General features: G+C 37.2%; 15 protein-coding genes and 4 tRNA genes. 14 read left to right on the plus strand and 5 right to left on the minus strand.

Going from position 1 to position 15381, the window contains the following annotated elements:
• Together ACOVO2_RS18010 and ACOVO2_RS18015 are read right to left on the minus strand one after the other, a co-directional pair.
• Positions 1-728: DUF4178 domain-containing protein (locus ACOVO2_RS18010; protein WP_421771313.1), on the minus strand; the 728-nt coding region annotated here is incomplete at its 3' end.
• A 42-nt stretch (positions 729-770) separates the two neighbouring features.
• Positions 771-1124 carry an S-adenosylmethionine decarboxylase gene (locus ACOVO2_RS18015; protein WP_350265158.1) on the minus strand — a complete coding sequence of 118 codons (354 nt, stop codon included), beginning with the start codon at positions 1122-1124 and terminating at the stop codon, positions 771-773.
• Between the two features lie 199 nt (positions 1125-1323).
• Here ACOVO2_RS18015 and mce point away from each other — a divergent pair, with 199 nt between their 5' ends.
• Entirely contained in the window at positions 1324-1725 is a 402-nt protein-coding gene (mce, locus tag ACOVO2_RS18020) for a methylmalonyl-CoA epimerase (protein ID WP_421771314.1), read from the plus strand.
• A 200-nt stretch (positions 1726-1925) separates the two neighbouring features.
• Here mce and ACOVO2_RS18025 read toward each other — a convergent pair whose 3' ends face one another.
• Together ACOVO2_RS18025 and pheT are read right to left on the minus strand one after the other, a co-directional pair.
• Complete coding sequence (locus tag ACOVO2_RS18025) at positions 1926-2543, minus strand: hypothetical protein (RefSeq protein WP_421771315.1); 618 nt, start codon at positions 2541-2543, stop codon at positions 1926-1928.
• 94 nt (positions 2544-2637) lie between these two features.
• Complete coding sequence (gene pheT / locus ACOVO2_RS18030; protein ID WP_421771316.1) at positions 2638-5070, minus strand: phenylalanine--tRNA ligase subunit beta; 2433 nt, start codon at positions 5068-5070, stop codon at positions 2638-2640.
• Between the two features lie 328 nt (positions 5071-5398).
• Here pheT and ACOVO2_RS18035 point away from each other — a divergent pair, with 328 nt between their 5' ends.
• From ACOVO2_RS18035 to ACOVO2_RS18095, 13 genes are all read left to right on the plus strand, one after another.
• A complete protein-coding gene (locus ACOVO2_RS18035) occupies positions 5399-6568 on the plus strand; it encodes a WG repeat-containing protein (protein ID WP_421771317.1) in 1170 nt (389 codons plus the stop codon).
• 668 nt (positions 6569-7236) lie between these two features.
• On the plus strand, positions 7237-7395 hold the full coding sequence (locus ACOVO2_RS18040; protein ID WP_421771318.1) for a hypothetical protein: 159 nt from the start codon (positions 7237-7239) through the stop codon (positions 7393-7395).
• A gap of 115 nt (positions 7396-7510) precedes the next feature.
• Positions 7511-7816: a hypothetical protein gene (locus tag ACOVO2_RS18045; protein ID WP_421771319.1), complete on the plus strand. Its 306-nt coding sequence runs from the start codon at positions 7511-7513 to the stop codon at positions 7814-7816.
• Positions 7761-8327, plus strand: a complete 567-nt coding sequence (locus ACOVO2_RS18050; RefSeq protein ID WP_421771320.1) for a metallophosphoesterase — start codon at positions 7761-7763, stop codon at positions 8325-8327. Before ACOVO2_RS18045 ends, ACOVO2_RS18050 begins: the two co-directional genes overlap by 56 nt.
• Before the next feature lie 87 nt (positions 8328-8414).
• The gene (locus ACOVO2_RS18055) at positions 8415-9431 is read left to right on the plus strand and encodes an RNA ligase (ATP) (protein WP_421771321.1); all 1017 of its coding nucleotides are present in this window, start codon (positions 8415-8417) and stop codon (positions 9429-9431) included.
• A 31-nt stretch (positions 9432-9462) separates the two neighbouring features.
• A tRNA-Cys gene (locus ACOVO2_RS18060) sits at positions 9463-9535 on the plus strand.
• Between the two features lie 171 nt (positions 9536-9706).
• Positions 9707-9798, plus strand: a tRNA-Pro gene (locus tag ACOVO2_RS18065).
• 5 nt (positions 9799-9803) lie between these two features.
• Positions 9804-9875, plus strand: a tRNA-Asp gene (locus ACOVO2_RS18070).
• Positions 9876-10015: 140 nt separating this feature from the next.
• Positions 10016-10076: transfer RNA gene (locus ACOVO2_RS18075), tRNA-OTHER, on the plus strand.
• A gap of 375 nt (positions 10077-10451) precedes the next feature.
• A complete protein-coding gene (locus ACOVO2_RS18080; RefSeq protein ID WP_421771322.1) occupies positions 10452-11549 on the plus strand; it encodes a slipin family protein in 1098 nt (365 codons plus the stop codon).
• Positions 11550-11610: 61 nt separating this feature from the next.
• Positions 11611-12288: a hypothetical protein gene (locus ACOVO2_RS18085; RefSeq protein WP_421771323.1), complete on the plus strand. Its 678-nt coding sequence runs from the start codon at positions 11611-11613 to the stop codon at positions 12286-12288.
• Between the two features lie 8 nt (positions 12289-12296).
• A complete protein-coding gene (locus tag ACOVO2_RS18090) occupies positions 12297-12878 on the plus strand; it encodes a DinB family protein (RefSeq protein WP_421771324.1) in 582 nt (193 codons plus the stop codon).
• Positions 12879-12893: 15 nt separating this feature from the next.
• Positions 12894-14411, plus strand: coding sequence for an RtcB family protein (locus ACOVO2_RS18095; RefSeq protein ID WP_421771325.1), 1518 nt, complete (start codon positions 12894-12896; stop codon positions 14409-14411).
• A 58-nt stretch (positions 14412-14469) separates the two neighbouring features.
• Here the strand turns inward: ACOVO2_RS18095 and ACOVO2_RS18100 are convergent.
• On the minus strand, positions 14470-15381 hold a 912-nt coding region (locus ACOVO2_RS18100), incomplete at its 5' end, for a GMC family oxidoreductase (RefSeq protein WP_421771326.1).

Below are 15381 nucleotides of genomic sequence, written 5' to 3' on the forward strand. Positions count from 1 at the left end.
GGCGAAGTTGCCATAAAATATAGCTGAATCGTCAAGATTACTGCCAAAGCAATTAAACTCATTTTCGTGGCATCTTCTCGAAAAAACTGACTTTTGTAAGGCTCGGTTGCTCCTACGCCACTTTTTGAAGGAAACGTTGTGGTATTACCCAAACTTAAATATTCTTGATAGATTTCATTATTATCTACGTATTCGCCTTCGTACCATTCAGGATTTGTTTCTTTGGCTGATTTCTGAACTTCATAAATCAACATTTTGGGAGGAGCGATAAACTCTCGACTGTAAAGTTTATCAACATCGGTAATGTCGAAATTAAAATTGCCTATTGCCCAATTAACTTCTTGACTGTATGCTTGAAAAAGAGAGAAAGTCGAATTTTCAAAAGTTAATGTTAAATCACCTTTTACATAAGTTTGAGGCTCTTCGCTCAAAGGTTTCACCAATAACCAATTACCATTATATTCGTTCAGAAAAGCATCTTCACCTAACTCATTTTTCAGATTATACTCTCGCCATTTAAACGATTTATATTTCGAATCATTTCTCTGCGTAATTCCCGTAATGGTATAAGTTGTTCCATTGACTCTGATACTCTGACCTAACTCAAAACATACTTCTTTCGGGCGATTGGAACTTTTGAAGGAAGAAAGAAACTTCAAACCGTTTTCGGTAACTTCTTGATAGCTAAAGCATTTCGGACAAGCAACAAAAGTGTCGTTGTCGTTCATCGAAATCTTGTTTGTACATTTAGTGCATATACGTTGCTTCATCTATCTATAAAGTTCGTTTAGATTTAATGCAGTCGGTTGAAAAAACGCAACGAGTTCTTGGTGAATATCTCGCACGATGGCTTCGTTATTATTCCGAAAATTAGATAAAAAGACGTCGTAAGTAACTCGCCCAAACTCTGGCCAAGTGTGAATCGAAATATGAGATTCGGTCAGACAATAGACACCCGTAAAACCTCCGCCTTCAAAATTAGCAAAAACTTCACCCACAATTGTCAGTCGGTGTTTTTCGATGAGTTTCTGTAATAATTGTTTGGCTGCTGCATAATCTGTCAGGGCTTCGATTGCAGTGGTATCAATCTCTGCCAATATATGCAAACCCTTTGAATAGGTCATGGAATGGTGTTTCTATATCGTTTAGCGATTATTTGAAGTGCAAGTTAGATTTTTCCATGAAATTTCCATTCTTTTGGTACAAGATATTTTTTGGATAAACTAAAATTGATTTCCTAATCCTAAGCGTTGGGTTTGCAAACCCGACGCTACGGATTGGGAAGAAATTCATCATCAAAATTTAAAGAAATTAATAGATTGTATGCTAACTAACGTCGAACATATAGGAATTGCAGTGAAAGATATTACTGCCTCAAATGATTTATTTACTAAACTTTTCAACGTGCCTCCGTATAAATCAGAAAGCGTTGAAAGTGAAGGAGTTGCAACTTCTTTTTTCAAGATTAACGAAACTAAAGTAGAGCTACTCGAAGCCACAAATCCTGATAGTGCAATAGCAAAGTTTATCGAGAAGAAAGGCGAAGGCATTCACCACATTGCCTTTGAAGTAGATGATATTCTAGCAGAAATGAAACGTTTAGAAGCAGAAGGCTTCACACTTTTAAACCCAACACCAAAGCGAGGTGCTGATAATAAATTGGTGTGTTTCCTACACCCAAAAGGCACAAATGGAGTTTTGATTGAACTGTGTCAGTCTATTTAAATAGTGCTTATTATTCATTGCCGTCTGCTTTAGCTGACGGTTTAAATTAAAGTTTCAAAATAAGGCTTTAGCCAAAACTGAAAGTAATTTTGGCTAAAGCCTATTAGTTTTTGAGATATATTGACCGTCAGCTAAAACAGACGGCAACGTATTTTATTGAATTGATGCGATAATAACATATCAATCAAATCTTTCAGAACTCATATCGCACCTTTCACAAAATCTAAGATTCCGCCGAGTTGTTTTTTTACGGCTGGTTCGGCAGCTTTGGCGGTCATGCCTCCTTTGCTAAGGTTTCCTACACTTCCCATAGCCGTATCGAGTAGGCCACCCAATTTACTCTGAGAGTCGCCACCGAGAGCAGGCAAACCTGCTTTCATCAAACCTAAGTTTTTGGTTAATCCACCTACATTTCCGAGTAAATTTGAGCCACCGAGAGCATTTTCAATTCTCTTGGCTGCTAATAGCATTTTCACGGTGTTTATTACTTTTTTAAGCATATCGCCTTTCAAAAGTCCACTTTTTACCATCGGAGCAAACTTTTGTAATGCACCTACTTGTCCCAAAAGTTTGTCTTTAAAACTTCCTTTATCAGCATTTGCTTCCTTTTCGAGAGCAGCCGTGCCAGCTGTCAAAGAACTCAAAAGAGCTTCTTGATTTCCCGCAGCTTCGGCTTCAATAGCTTTATCTAAAAGGATTTCAGCTTCTGGTGTTTCTTCTTGAATAACAACTAAATTAGGAGTATTTGCAACACCCACATTTACCACACAAACATTTAAAATAGCAGCCGTAATGGCCAACATTACATACTTTTTCATTCGCAAAATTGTTTTAGTTTTTCTTGAGACGATAAAATTTCCGGAAAGATACATAAAAAAGGAAGGCTTCGCTTTGAGCGAAGCCTTCCTTAAATTATTTTCTAATCACTGCTCCCAGTTCTTTTTCGTAGGCAGCAATGAGGCGTTGCATTGTTTTATCTATCACATCATCGGTCAAAGTTTTTTCTTTGTCGATAAGTGTGAAGCTAACCGAGTAAGATTTTTTACCTGCACCCAGTTTTTCGCCTGCATAGACATCGAAAGCGTTTATGCTTTGGAGCAAATTCTTCTCAGTTTTAGCTGCAATGGCCGAAACTTGCTCAAATTTCACTTCCGAATCAATCACTAACGAAAGGTCACGGCGTACTTCCGGAAACTTCGGAATCTCTACAAAAGCTACTTTTCCCGAATATTGTTTTAATAAATATTCCCAATCGAAATCAGCGTAGAAAACTGCTTGTTTTACATCGGCCAATTTAGCCAACTGTGGTTTTACTAAACCCAAACTAACTACTGGCTTTTTGTTGATTAAATAAGTAAGACCATATTGGAAAACCGAAGAATCAGCTTCTTGGGTGTCGAATTTTACCACTTTCATTGCCTTCAAAACTTTCTGCACAACCAAAGCCAAATCATGGAAAGCCAAAGGTGTACTCGGACTCGCCCAAGATTCTGACTGACGATTCCCCGTCATCCATACACCTAAATGCTTATTTTCTTTGTATTTATCGTCTTTCTTGAAATAACTACGTCCGAATTCAAATAACTTCAAATCTTTCTGACGGCGGTTAATATTATATGCTACCGATTCCATTCCTGTCAATAAAAGACTCGAACGCATCACCGAAAGTTCTTCGCTCAGTGGATTCAAAAGTACCACGGTTTCACCCTTTGCTGTTGCTTCAAGTGCTTGATTATAAGCAGGTCTGGTAATTGAAAGTGTTTGAATTTCGTTGAAACCATTCGCTGCCAATAATTCGATAATACGGAACTGTAATTTATCGGCATCTTTCTCGGCAAACGACGATAAGAAATCAGTTTGGAGCGTTTCTGATAGTTCAATATTATCAAAACCATAGATTCTCAAAATTTCCTCGATAACGTCGGCTTCACGAGTTACATCCACACGGTATGGTGGAACGCTCACTTGCATTTCGCTGCCATTATCGCTCAAAATTTCAATATCAAGGCTTTTCAGAATTTTATGAATCAAACGGTCGTCTAAGTTTTTACCGATTAGACGATTGATGTTTTTATGTTTTACTGTAATCTCGAAATTGGCAATTGGATTTGGATAAACATCAATTGGTTCGCCGATTATCTCTCCACCCGCCAATTCTTGAATCAAAACTGCTGCCAAGCGAATCGCAAACGGAGGCATATTTGGGTCAGTACCACGCTCATAACGGAACGAAGCATCGGTTTTCAAACCATGAAAAGTAGCAGTTCGACGCACCCAAACTGGACTAAAATAAGCTACTTCTAAGAATACATTTTGCGTAGATGGCTTGATACCCGATTTTTGACCACCAAAAACACCAGCAATCGCCATTGGTTCTTCTTCGTTACAAACCATCAAATCACTACCCGAAAGTGTGCGTTCTGTACCATCAAGCGTAGTGAATTTTGTACCTTTTTCTGGCACACGCACCACAATTTTATGCCCCTTTACTTCGTCAGCATCAAAAGCGTGCATCGGCTGTCCGAGTGTGTGGCAGATATAATTTGTAATATCAACGATATTGCTGATTGGATTCAAACCGATAGCCAATAAAGCATTTTTCAACCATTCTGGCGATTCTTTTACCGTAATTCCACGAATTTCTAAACCACAGAAACGTGGACAAGCCTCGGTATTTTCTAAAACCACTTGAAAATCTGTTTGCTGTGAAACAGGCTTAAAATTTTCGATAGAAGGCATTTTGATTTCACGACCCAAAACCGCTCTAAGGTCGCGAGCCACGCCCAAATGCGAAGCCGCATCAGCACGGTTTGGTGTAAGACCAATTTCGATTTGATAATCAGCCTCAAACGATTTTCCGATTGTTTTAAAATATTCTATTGCAGGCGTACCATTTGGCAGAGTTGTATCCAAAACCAGGATTCCATCGTGCGAATGTCCCGTTCCGATTTCGTCTTCGGCACAAATCATTCCTTCTGACGGATGCCCATAAACTTTACGTTTTTCGATTACAAAAGATTTTCCATCCTCAAAATAAATGGTCGTTCCGAGCGTAGCTATGATTACTTTTTGTCCTGCTCTTACGTTGGCAGCTCCACAAACAATCGTCGAAGGAGTTTCGGCACCTATGCTTACGGTTGTGAGGCTTAGTTGTTTTTCTTTCACCATAAAAGTCTCGCAAGTAAGCACCTCGCCTACTACAAAACCTTTCAAGCCACCTTTTATCGACTCTATTTCTTCGATGCCTTCTACTTCTAAGCCAGTAGCGGTCAATAATTTACCAATTTCTTCGGCCGATTCTTGAATATCAATCAAACCCTTTAACCAATTGTACGAAATTTTCATTTATGCTCTATTTGCTATCCGATAATTTTCACAAAGGTAATATTTTTTGATGGTTAACAAAAGGAAGGCTTTCCTTTGAGATAGACCCTCCTTAAATTTTAGTCGTGTATCCGCTGGCTAAGTATAAAAGATATTTAGAAGGCTTGGCACTGAGTTTGCTAAATGAGTAAAAGCAAAAATTAAACCCTTCAAGAAGCATTAGCAAAGCCGTAAAATGGGCAAATGTTACCGTTTGGTAAGATTCGATTCGAGTGTAGGTGATTGGCACAAGTTTGGCACAGTAAAATTAGCTGTGCAAATACATGTTCCCTCATAACACATACATCCCATGATTGATTTCCTTAACAAAAACTTACGAAAAACGCTATTTGTAGGTCTGGTCATGCTCTCGGGCAAAACATTTTCCCAAGAACCAAGAATCTCATTTACAACCGCCACGCAAGCAAACGATTTTCAATCGGGTATTGCCCGCGTTGAGATAAATAGCAAAGTTGGCTTTATTGATAAAAATGGCAAGCAAGTGGTGGTGCCCAGATACGAAAATGCACATGATATATGCGAAGACCTAGCAGCGGTAGAAAAAAATGGAAAATGGGGATTTATTAATAAAGCAGGCAAGGAGATCATTGCACTAATCTATGACGAAGTACTAAACTTCTCACAGTCAATGGCAGCCGTAAGAATCGGTGAAAAATGGGGCTTTATTGATAAAAAAGGCAATCTAAAGATTGTTCCTCAGTACGACGAGGTTTTGAGTTTTAGTGAAGATTTAGCTTTTGTAAAACTATATGAAAAATGGGGTGTAATTGACAAAAAAAACAACTATGTAGCACATCCTCAATTTGATAAAGCAGAGAGTTTCTCACAAGGTATGGCATGTGTGGCCATTGAAAATAAATATGGATTCATCAACAAAAAAGGCATTAAGGTTATTCCATTGAAATACAAATCTGCTAAAAGTTTTGTTGAAGACCGAGCTGCCGTAAAAACCGACAACAAGAAATGGGGGTTTATCGACAAAAATGATAAATTATTTGTTATCAATAATTTTGATGAGGTCGATAATTTTGCAGAAGGCTTGGCGGTGGTTCGCAGCAAACGCAAATGGGGAATGATTGATAAGTTTGGCAATGAGGTTATACCCATTATTTATGATTTCATCGAAGGATCATCAGAGAACCTGATGGTAGTAGGTGTGAAAAATAAATACGGAATAATTGATAAAAATGGAAAGGAGATTACTCCTGTAAAATACGATAACATTTGGGGCTTTGCAGAGGGAACCGCTCGCGTATCTATTGCCGGCAAGTATGGTTTTATCGATAAATCAGGTAAAGAAATAATTCCGATAATATATGAGGAAGCCTATAATTTTTCGGAAGGAATGGCTCGTATAAGTATTTTTGGCAAGACAGGATTTGTGAATAAAAAAGGAAAAGAAATTTTTCTCGAACCCCAACCCTTCAATAAGGGAGAGCTGAGCAAATTGAGTAAATAATTCAAAAATATAAGACCATCTTTGAGTAAGTATATGAACTAAGTATGAGGACGGAGCATCGAAAGGTGCTTCGTTTTTTTGTATAAAATTTAGTATTTTATACTGCTAAAAAAGCATTTTTTAAAGGCCTATTTCTGCATGAAAATGATAAGTTTATCTAGGTAATTTCAGGTCGAAACGAAGTCGAAAAACGCCCTATTTTTCGGCTTCATTTTAATTTTCAAAATCGCTCAATTCGATTAAAAACTAATCCAATTATTAAGTCATAATTTTTGTGCGGAGCATTGAATTACTCGAACAAAAAGTATGAAATAAAAATTTCTTCACTAAAAACAACCTCTATAAATACCTGACTATCAATACTTTGAAAAAAATTAAAAAAATAACTGAAAAATATTTTGGAAAATATAAAATCTTTTCCCGTACCTTTGTGGCACAAAATCAAACAGAACAAAAAATGCAAAATTATCTAAAAAATACATCTTTCGGCTGCGGAATGGCACACCCGTTTGGAGGAATTTTGCATACATGGCACAGGTACAATTTGTAGCTAAAAACTACCCTAAAATTTATCTGAGCCTGACCCCAAAAAGTCGGGCTTTTTTATTGCCAAAAACTCAAATCAATTTTTAATTTTTAAAACAAAAAAACAAGATAACAAAATGCTAATGCTCAGAAACATACACCCAAAACCCGTTGGCTTACAAAGTCTGATTGCCTTTGCGTGGGGAGCGGTATGTCCGATTAGCAGTTATCGCCCGAATACAGATGCACAAGCAGATTTTGACAAAGCAATACGACTGAGGTACGAGTGTTTATGCCCATAGGTACGTTCTGGATTTGAACGCCCGCATAAAGCCCGACCTCAACCACAACGAGGTCGGGCTTTTTTGTGGCCGATTTTCTCGAAAATTGAATTTTTTATTGAAAAAAATTACAACAATGGGCAAGCAACTATCAAAATCAGAACGAATCAGAATAGTTCGTGAAAAAGAACAGGCCGAGTATGAGCTTCAGCAAGCATATCAGAAATCGGCCAGATTAAACCAAAGTTTTGTGAGAATCATTGAAGCTGCACAAAACCTCAACCTCAGAAATGAATACGCCAACAATGAGCGATACCAATTTATGGTCTCATTTCTGATTCAGGCAGAGTTAGTTACAAAAAAAGAAATACTTAGGAAATACAAAAATGAAGAAAATTTGGTTTACGTCCGACCACCATTTCGGACACAAAAATATTTGTAAATTCTCAAATCGTCCATTCAACTCTGTAGAAGAAATGGATGAAGAATTGATAAAAAGATGGAATGAAAGAGTAGAATCAAAAGACGATGTATATCATTTAGGAGATGTTGGGCTATGTAGCTCTGACCGATTAAAAGAAATTTTAGAGCAATTAAATGGTAATATTTATCTGATTCGAGGTAATCACGAAGGAGCAGCCGAAAGCTGTAAAAGTAGATTTGAATGGATTAAAGATTATTACAAACTCAAAATTCAAGATACGGATTTTGAAAGTGGCGAACAGAGTATCATTTTGATGCATTATGCCATGCGAGTTTGGGATAAAAGTCATTGGGGAACATATCAACTTTATGGACATAGTCATGGAGAATTGCCCGACGACCCAAATTTACTTTCATTCGATGTTGGAGTAGATTGTCATAATTATTACCCTATTTCCTGGGAAGAGGTTAAGACTATAATGAGCAAAAAAACATGGACTCCGCCTTTTGTAAAAGGAAATCGAAGATAAAAACCTTACTAAATCAATACAAATGTAAGAGTGGCAAGTAGGGTCGGTTATTTAAAATCGACCTACTCACTCAAATTTAAAACGACAATGAGAAAATTAGCAAGTATTCAAAAAATTATTGCCTTACAACCAATTGAGGGAGCCGATGCCATTGAAAAAGCAACTGTTTTGGGTTGGGAATTAGTCGTAAAGAAAGGCGAGTTTAAAGTTGGTGAATTGTGTATTTACTGCGAAATAGATAGTGTTTTGCCCGAAAAACCTGAATTTGAGTTTTTAAGACCTCGAAATTTTAGAGTCCGAACAATACGACTACGTGGTCAGATTTCGCAAGGAATCTGTTTTCCAATAAGTTTTTTACCAACTGATTTCGAGATTATTGAAGGTAATGATTGCACCGATATTCTGGAGATTATAAAGTACGAAGCTCCAATTCCTGCCAGTTTAGCTGGTTTAATGAAAGGAGGATTTCCTTCATTTATCCCCAAAACTGATGAGACGAGGGTACAGGTCTTACAAGACTTGTTGAATAAATATCAAGGAGAAAAATGCTACATAAGCGAAAAGTTAGATGGTGCATCAGCAACGTTTTACTGGAAAAATGGTGAATTTGGTGTTTGCTCAAGAAATATTGAATTAGTAGAAGACCCAGAAAATACTTTCTGGAAAGTTGCCATTGAACTTGACTTGAAAGGAAAATTGGCTTTGATGAATAGAAATATAGCTTTACAAGGTGAGTTAGTTGGCGAAGGTATTCAAAGCAATAAACTAAAAATAAAAGGTCAAACAGTGTTTTTCTTTAATGCTTTTGATATTGAAACTTTTAGCTATTTATCATTCCTTGATTTCAAACAACTTATTGAGAAGTTGAATTTGAAGACCGTTCCGATTTTAGAAGAAAACTACATGCTTGAGAATAACATTTCAAACTTAGTAGAAAAAGCTAAAATTCGTTCATCTATTAATAATGAAACTTGGGCAGAAGGTATTGTGATTCGTCCTTACGAGGAGATAAACGATAAAAGTTTTTCTCGTGATTTATCAGGTAATGGTCGAATAAGCTTCAAAGCAATCAACCCAGAATTTTTGCTTAAATACGGTGAATAAATTAAGTGGAGTTTTAATCTCCATTTAAAAAGCATGGATGCCTGAGTGGTGAAAGGGAATGTCTGCAAAACATTTTTTCGCAAGTTCGAATCTTGTTCCATGCTCAAAATTGCACAATTACTAATTTGAAATTAATTTTACAATTAACTGATTATCAATAAATTAAAAGTCATTTTAAAAAATATTTTCACTACGCAAATAGGCTGCGTATTGAGTTCTGAACTTTGTATCATCAATCTGATAGAGAGGTTCTTTAAAAATAATAGTAGTAAAAACTGGGTGTTCCGCAGATGGTTATACGGGCTTGCTTTGGGAGCAAGAGTTCGTTGCGGTTCGGTCGTCACCGATTCGAATCCTGCTACCCAGATTAAAAGAGCATTGGTCTAACGGCTATGATTCCACCCTGTCACGGTGGAGAAATGGGTTCGATTCCCGTATGCTCTGCGATGGAAGTTTTTTCTCTCGAACCTGATGAGGGTTTCTGTATAGCCCCATAGTGTTGGAGTAATTACTACCAATATGCTGTCGTTGAAAGCGACTTCTATCACCTGTTTGTCGTTGGTTCGACTCCAACCTACCCCTTTGGGGTAGTAGCTAAGTGGTTATAGCAACAGAAAATTGCAGGTTCGAATCCTGCCTACTCTCAAAAAGTAGAGGCGAATTGGTCACGCAATGGATTTAGGTTCCATCATCAGAAAACAGGGTTTTATCACGCCCTAATGTGATAGTGTCAGTCTGGGCAAGTTTGGGTGAAGCTATTCGCAAGAATTTCATTCACAATTCAAACAAGGCTCGCAAAACAGTAGATACCGATTTAAAGCGGATGCTTGTTTTTTTTATATTTCGACTAACCAAAAAAATATAACTAACTCACAATAAGTGATTTACGAATATTCATAAAGTTAAAAGAATTATTCAAAACCAACTATCAAATTTATTTCTCAAACGGTTTTCCGCTTTGCTGAATCAGATTTTTTCGGACTGACTTTTATTCAAAACACAATTAAATTTTATAAAACAATGCAAAAAGTAAGAGTAAATGCCAATCAAATTGGATTGGTTTTGAAGAATGGAGCTTTCAAAGAAATTTTGAATGAAGGTTCTTACTGGTTCTGGGGTAACGAAGATGCTTACGTCTATGATAAAGGCACACAGTTTATAGCACCCATTGAGCTAAATTTACTTTTGCAACATTCAGAAATCGATGAGGCTTTGGAAGTTGTGGAAGTACAAGACAACGAAATCGTGATTCAATACGAAGATAATCGTTTCAGAATGATTATGCCCGTTGGTCGATATGCTTTCTGGAAAGGTGTATTGAATTTCACTTATACCAAAGTCGATTTAAATAAAATAGATATCACCGAAGATATTAATAAACAGCTATTAATCAGCCGTTTACCGATGTACACTCGTAGCTTCGTTGTAGAGTCTTACGAAAAAGGTGTGTTGATTGTCGATGGTAAATTTGCGAAGGTATTAGACGGTGGAACTTATCATTGGTGGAAAAACGCTACCACAATTCATGTAGCCAAAGCTGATATGCGTCAGTTACAGTTAGAGGTTTCGGGGCAAGAAATCTTAACTAAAGATAAAGCAAATTTGCGTTTAAATTTCTTTGTTCAGTACCGAATCACTGATATTGTAAAGGCTCTTTACGAAAACAAAGATTACGAAAAACAGCTCTATGTTTTGTTGCAATTGGCCTTGCGTGAATACGTGGGAAGCTTCACGCTCGATGAATTATTAGATAAAAAAGATGCCATCGGTGAATTTATCTTGAAAAATACTGAAACGAAAGTAGCGAATTTGGGAATCGAAGTAAAAAGTTGTGGTGTGCGAGACATCATTTTGCCAGGCGAAATGAAAGACATCATGAACCAAGTTTTGATGGCCGAGAAAAAAGCCCAAGCCAACATCATCATGCGTCGTGAAGAAACAGCCTCGATGAGAAGTTTATTAAATACGGCCAAATTGATGGAAGAAAACGAAACTTTGTGGAAATTGAAAGAGATGGAATATGTTGAGAAAATTGCCGATAAAATCGGGTCAATCTCAGTAGCTGGAAACGGACAAATCATCGACCAATTGAAGCAGATTTTTGTGAAAACAGCATAATAATCATAGTGACAAGTCACATAAAATGAGTGAACTTGTCACTATTTAAAAATATCAAAAAATGAATTATAAAATCATTCAAAACGAAACTCTTTTAAGAGATTTCATTAATTGGCTTCCAACTTTAGAAAGGCACGAAACCTATTATATTTCACTATTTGCTCGTAACAAATACGAACAAACAGCAAATGGGTTAAAAGCCGACAAAGCTCAATTAAAGAGATTTACAACTGATAAGAAAAATATCTTCGATAAACTCAAACAACTGGAAGTAGAATTAGGAGCATACAAAGCTGGCGGTACAATTGTTTCGCAGGAGACACTGGCCGTTTATATTAATCCAAATCCAAGAGACTTGATAAAAGCAACAAAGCAATCCTTAATTAAATTTGCTGAGTTAATCACTCGTGATTATAACGGACATAATCCACATCAAGAAGTGATGTCGGAAATTCAAAAAGCGTGTAGTCGCAAAGTGTTCTTTGATTTGGATTTCGATAATGTTTCGCTTGAAAATACAATGCAAGAAGTCAAAAAATACATCAATGAAGACTGTCTGACAGTTCTTAAAACTCGTGGCGGATTCCATCTTTTAATTGAGTTATCAAAACTTGATAAAACCTACGAAAAAACTTGGTACAAGAATATCACGTCTATTGAAGGATGTGATATTAAAGGGGATAACCTAATTCCTATCGTTGGGTGTACACAAGGAGGTTTTATTCCACATTTTATTTGAATAAGATTATGCAGAATCTAAAAATTCATGCCCAAATAAATTCAATCAGAGGTAAATTGATAAGTGTATTTTCTTTAGTAAGTAGCTGGTTTTCAAAAAATAACGATTTATTAAACTATAATCCAACGTATAGAGGTTGGACAATCTGCGAAATCATTGAACATATCAGCTTGACAAACTACTACCTGTTGATTCTGATAGAGAAAGGTACAAAAAAGGCTCTAATAAATAGTTCAAAACTATCATTAGAAAATGAATTAAAAGATTACAATTTTCTAAGCCAACAGCTTGAAGAAGTTGGAAAACACAAATCTTTTTCATGGATTAGACCAGAACACATGGAACCAAAAGGTAATATCAGTTTAGAAGAACTTGCTCTAAAATTAGATTCTCAACTCAAAGAGTGTTTAACTTGTTTAGATAAACTGCCTAATGGAGAAGGTATTTTGTATAAAACTACCATGACAGTTAACAGTTTAGGCAAACTAGATGTCTATCAATACATTTATTTTTTAGCCATGCACATTCAGCGGCATTTAGAACAAATGAAGAGGATTGAAGAAGAGTACCTTACTAAAAACATAGTTTAGAATTACAATAAACAAATGAACATAACAATCGAACAAATAACAGCCCTTGCTCCAATTCCTGAAGATTTGCATGACGCATTTCTCAGAGTTGCCAAAGGGCTAACCGAGCGAGCCGAATACCCAATTGAAAAGGTACTGACCTTATTCGCTCAAATGCTCGAAAATCCAAAAAAATACGCTTATTCAAAGAATAAAGTAACCAATTTGGCTAAAAAAATATATGATTTGCAAGTAGAGACAGGGCACGCCCTGTCTTTAACCAACGAAGGCCGTGCATACATTCCGAAAGAAGAATTCATGCAAATAGATGAAAAGCCAAAGGCTCAGCCAACCGAATTTAATCTACGAGATGAAAACGTAGCCTACACAATCTATGGCGAAAATTTCATTGAGCAAGGTGCTTTAAATCAGATGAATACGGCCGTAAGTTTGCCAATTTCAATAGCAGGTGCATTAATGCCCGATGCACACCAGGGCTACGGCTTGCCAATTGGTGGAGTTTTAGCTACCGAAGCTGATAAAATCATTCCGTATGCCGTTGGAGTTGATATTGCCTGCCGCATGTGCTTATCTGTTTTTGATGTTTCGGCAGATATTTTCAAACGTGAGCCTCATCTTTTAAAACGAACTTTACTCGAAAACACCAAGTTTGGTATCGGTGGCGAAACTGCTCATAAATTTGATGAATCGGTAATGGATAAACCCGAATGGACAGCTACCAAGATTATCCGAGATTTGAAAGACAAAGCCTATCGCCAACTCGGAACATCAGGTACTGGCAATCACTTTGCAGAGTGGGGCTTATTGGAAGTTTCCGAACCAGATGATTTACTCAAATTGCCAGTGGGTACATATTTGGCTTTGCTATCACACTCTGGTTCTCGTGGTTTTGGTGGGACAGTTGCTGGGCATTATTCAAAAATTGCCATGCAAAAAACGGTCTTACCAAAGCAAGCAGCTCATTTGGCATGGCTCGATTTAAACACCGAAGAAGGGCAAGAATATTGGATTGCGATGAATTTGGCAGGCGATTACGCTTCTGCGAATCACCACGAAATCCATGCAAAAGTTGCGAAGGCAATTTCTGAAAAACCACTTCTAATGGTCGAAAATCATCATAATTTTGCATGGAAAGAGCAGTTTGATGGAAAAGACGTTTTGGTTCACCGCAAAGGTGCAACTCCTGCGGGTGCTAACGATTTAGGAATTATTCCAGGCTCAATGACTGCCCCAGGTTTTGTGGTGCGTGGCTTAGGAAATACTGACTCAATCAATTCAGCATCACACGGAGCAGGGCGTTTGATGAGCCGAACGGCAGCTTTTAATTCGGTCACCAAAAATTCGATGAATAAGATTTTGAATGAACACGGTATCGAACTCATCGGCGGTGATTTAGACGAAGCTCCAATGGTTTACAAAGACATCAACGATGTAATTACTGCCCAAACCGATTTAGTGAAAGTTTTGGCCAAATTCACCCCAAAAATTGTCCGAATGGCCGATGCGAATCGGAAGGAAGGTAGAGAAGATTGAAAAGAATTACCCTCACCATACACACTGGTATGGTGAGGAAGTTCAATCTATAATTTAATTAAGACTTTAGTATCATCTCCGCTCCTTTCTCCGCAATCATATACACAGGGGCATTCGTATTTCCCGAAACAATAGTCGGCATAATTGAAGCATCAATCACTCTTAAACCTTCAATTCCTTTTACTCTAAGCTGGTCATCAACTACCGCCATTTCATCATTTCCCATCTTGCAAGTGCCCACGGGATGATACACAGTTTCGAGTTGTTTTTTAAGGTGAAGCATAATTGCGTCATCCGAACTCATATCAGGTGGCGTTATCAAGGCTTTTCTATATTGGTCAAAAGCAGAAGCTTGCATTACTTCAATGGCTTTCTTGGCTGCTTTCAGTAGTGTAATTTGGTCTTGTTCAGCTTCCAAAAAATTCGGTTGTATAATTGGGGCGTCCATGGAATTATTACTTCCCAGTCTTACATAACCTCTACTTTCTGGACGCAGGAGCGTAGGCAAAATCGTAAATCCATCGTTAAACGGAAACGTTTTCATATCATAAAAATCATAATCGTAACCTTCTCCAACTTGTAATGATGCAAAATGAAACTGATAATTCACTCGGTTGGGGCTATCATCGGTCATCCAAAATGCAGCCGATTCAAGCGGACTAATCGTAAAGATTCCTTTCTTTGTAAATACATATTTCATCAATCCTTTCAATTGATTGAGAGGTTTCAGATGATGATTTTGTCCAAATTCTTGATTTGACAAACAACTTACGCCCGAAAACAAATGGTCTTGCAGGTTTTTACCGACACCCGAAAGGTTTTTCTTGCATACAATATTATGTTTTTTCAACTCATCGGCATCACCCACACCCGAAAGCATCAAAATCTGTGGCGAGGCAAACGAACCCGCCGACAAAATCACTTCTTTATTGGCAAATACTTTATCAGTATTATTTTTACCAACAAAATA

This window comes from Emticicia sp. (genome assembly GCF_049241225.1).
In the GTDB taxonomy this organism is placed as follows: Bacteria; Bacteroidota; Bacteroidia; order Cytophagales; family Spirosomataceae; genus Emticicia.

Bases quoted from the DNA above. Each gene is read 5' to 3' on its own strand.
- ACOVO2_RS18080 (WP_421771322.1), top strand. From the start codon at position 10,452: ATGCAAAAAGTAAGAGTAAATGCCAATCAAATTGGATTGGTTTTGAAG.
- ACOVO2_RS18025 (WP_421771315.1), bottom strand. From the start codon at position 2,543: ATGAAAAAGTATGTAATGTTGGCCATTACGGCTGCTATTTTAAATGTT.
- ACOVO2_RS18095 (WP_421771325.1), top strand. From the start codon at position 12,894: ATGAACATAACAATCGAACAAATAACAGCCCTTGCTCCAATTCCTGAA.
- ACOVO2_RS18085 (WP_421771323.1), top strand. From the start codon at position 11,611: ATGAATTATAAAATCATTCAAAACGAAACTCTTTTAAGAGATTTCATT.
- ACOVO2_RS18090 (WP_421771324.1), top strand. From the start codon at position 12,297: ATGCAGAATCTAAAAATTCATGCCCAAATAAATTCAATCAGAGGTAAA.
- ACOVO2_RS18055 (WP_421771321.1), top strand. From the start codon at position 8,415: ATGAGAAAATTAGCAAGTATTCAAAAAATTATTGCCTTACAACCAATT.
- ACOVO2_RS18045 (WP_421771319.1), top strand. From the start codon at position 7,511: ATGGGCAAGCAACTATCAAAATCAGAACGAATCAGAATAGTTCGTGAA.
- ACOVO2_RS18040 (WP_421771318.1), top strand. From the start codon at position 7,237: ATGCTCAGAAACATACACCCAAAACCCGTTGGCTTACAAAGTCTGATT.
- ACOVO2_RS18050 (WP_421771320.1), top strand. From the start codon at position 7,761: ATGAAGAAAATTTGGTTTACGTCCGACCACCATTTCGGACACAAAAAT.
- ACOVO2_RS18035 (WP_421771317.1), top strand. From the start codon at position 5,399: ATGATTGATTTCCTTAACAAAAACTTACGAAAAACGCTATTTGTAGGT.
- pheT (WP_421771316.1), bottom strand. From the start codon at position 5,070: ATGAAAATTTCGTACAATTGGTTAAAGGGTTTGATTGATATTCAAGAA.
- ACOVO2_RS18015 (WP_350265158.1), bottom strand. From the start codon at position 1,124: ATGACCTATTCAAAGGGTTTGCATATATTGGCAGAGATTGATACCACT.
- mce (WP_421771314.1), top strand. From the start codon at position 1,324: ATGCTAACTAACGTCGAACATATAGGAATTGCAGTGAAAGATATTACT.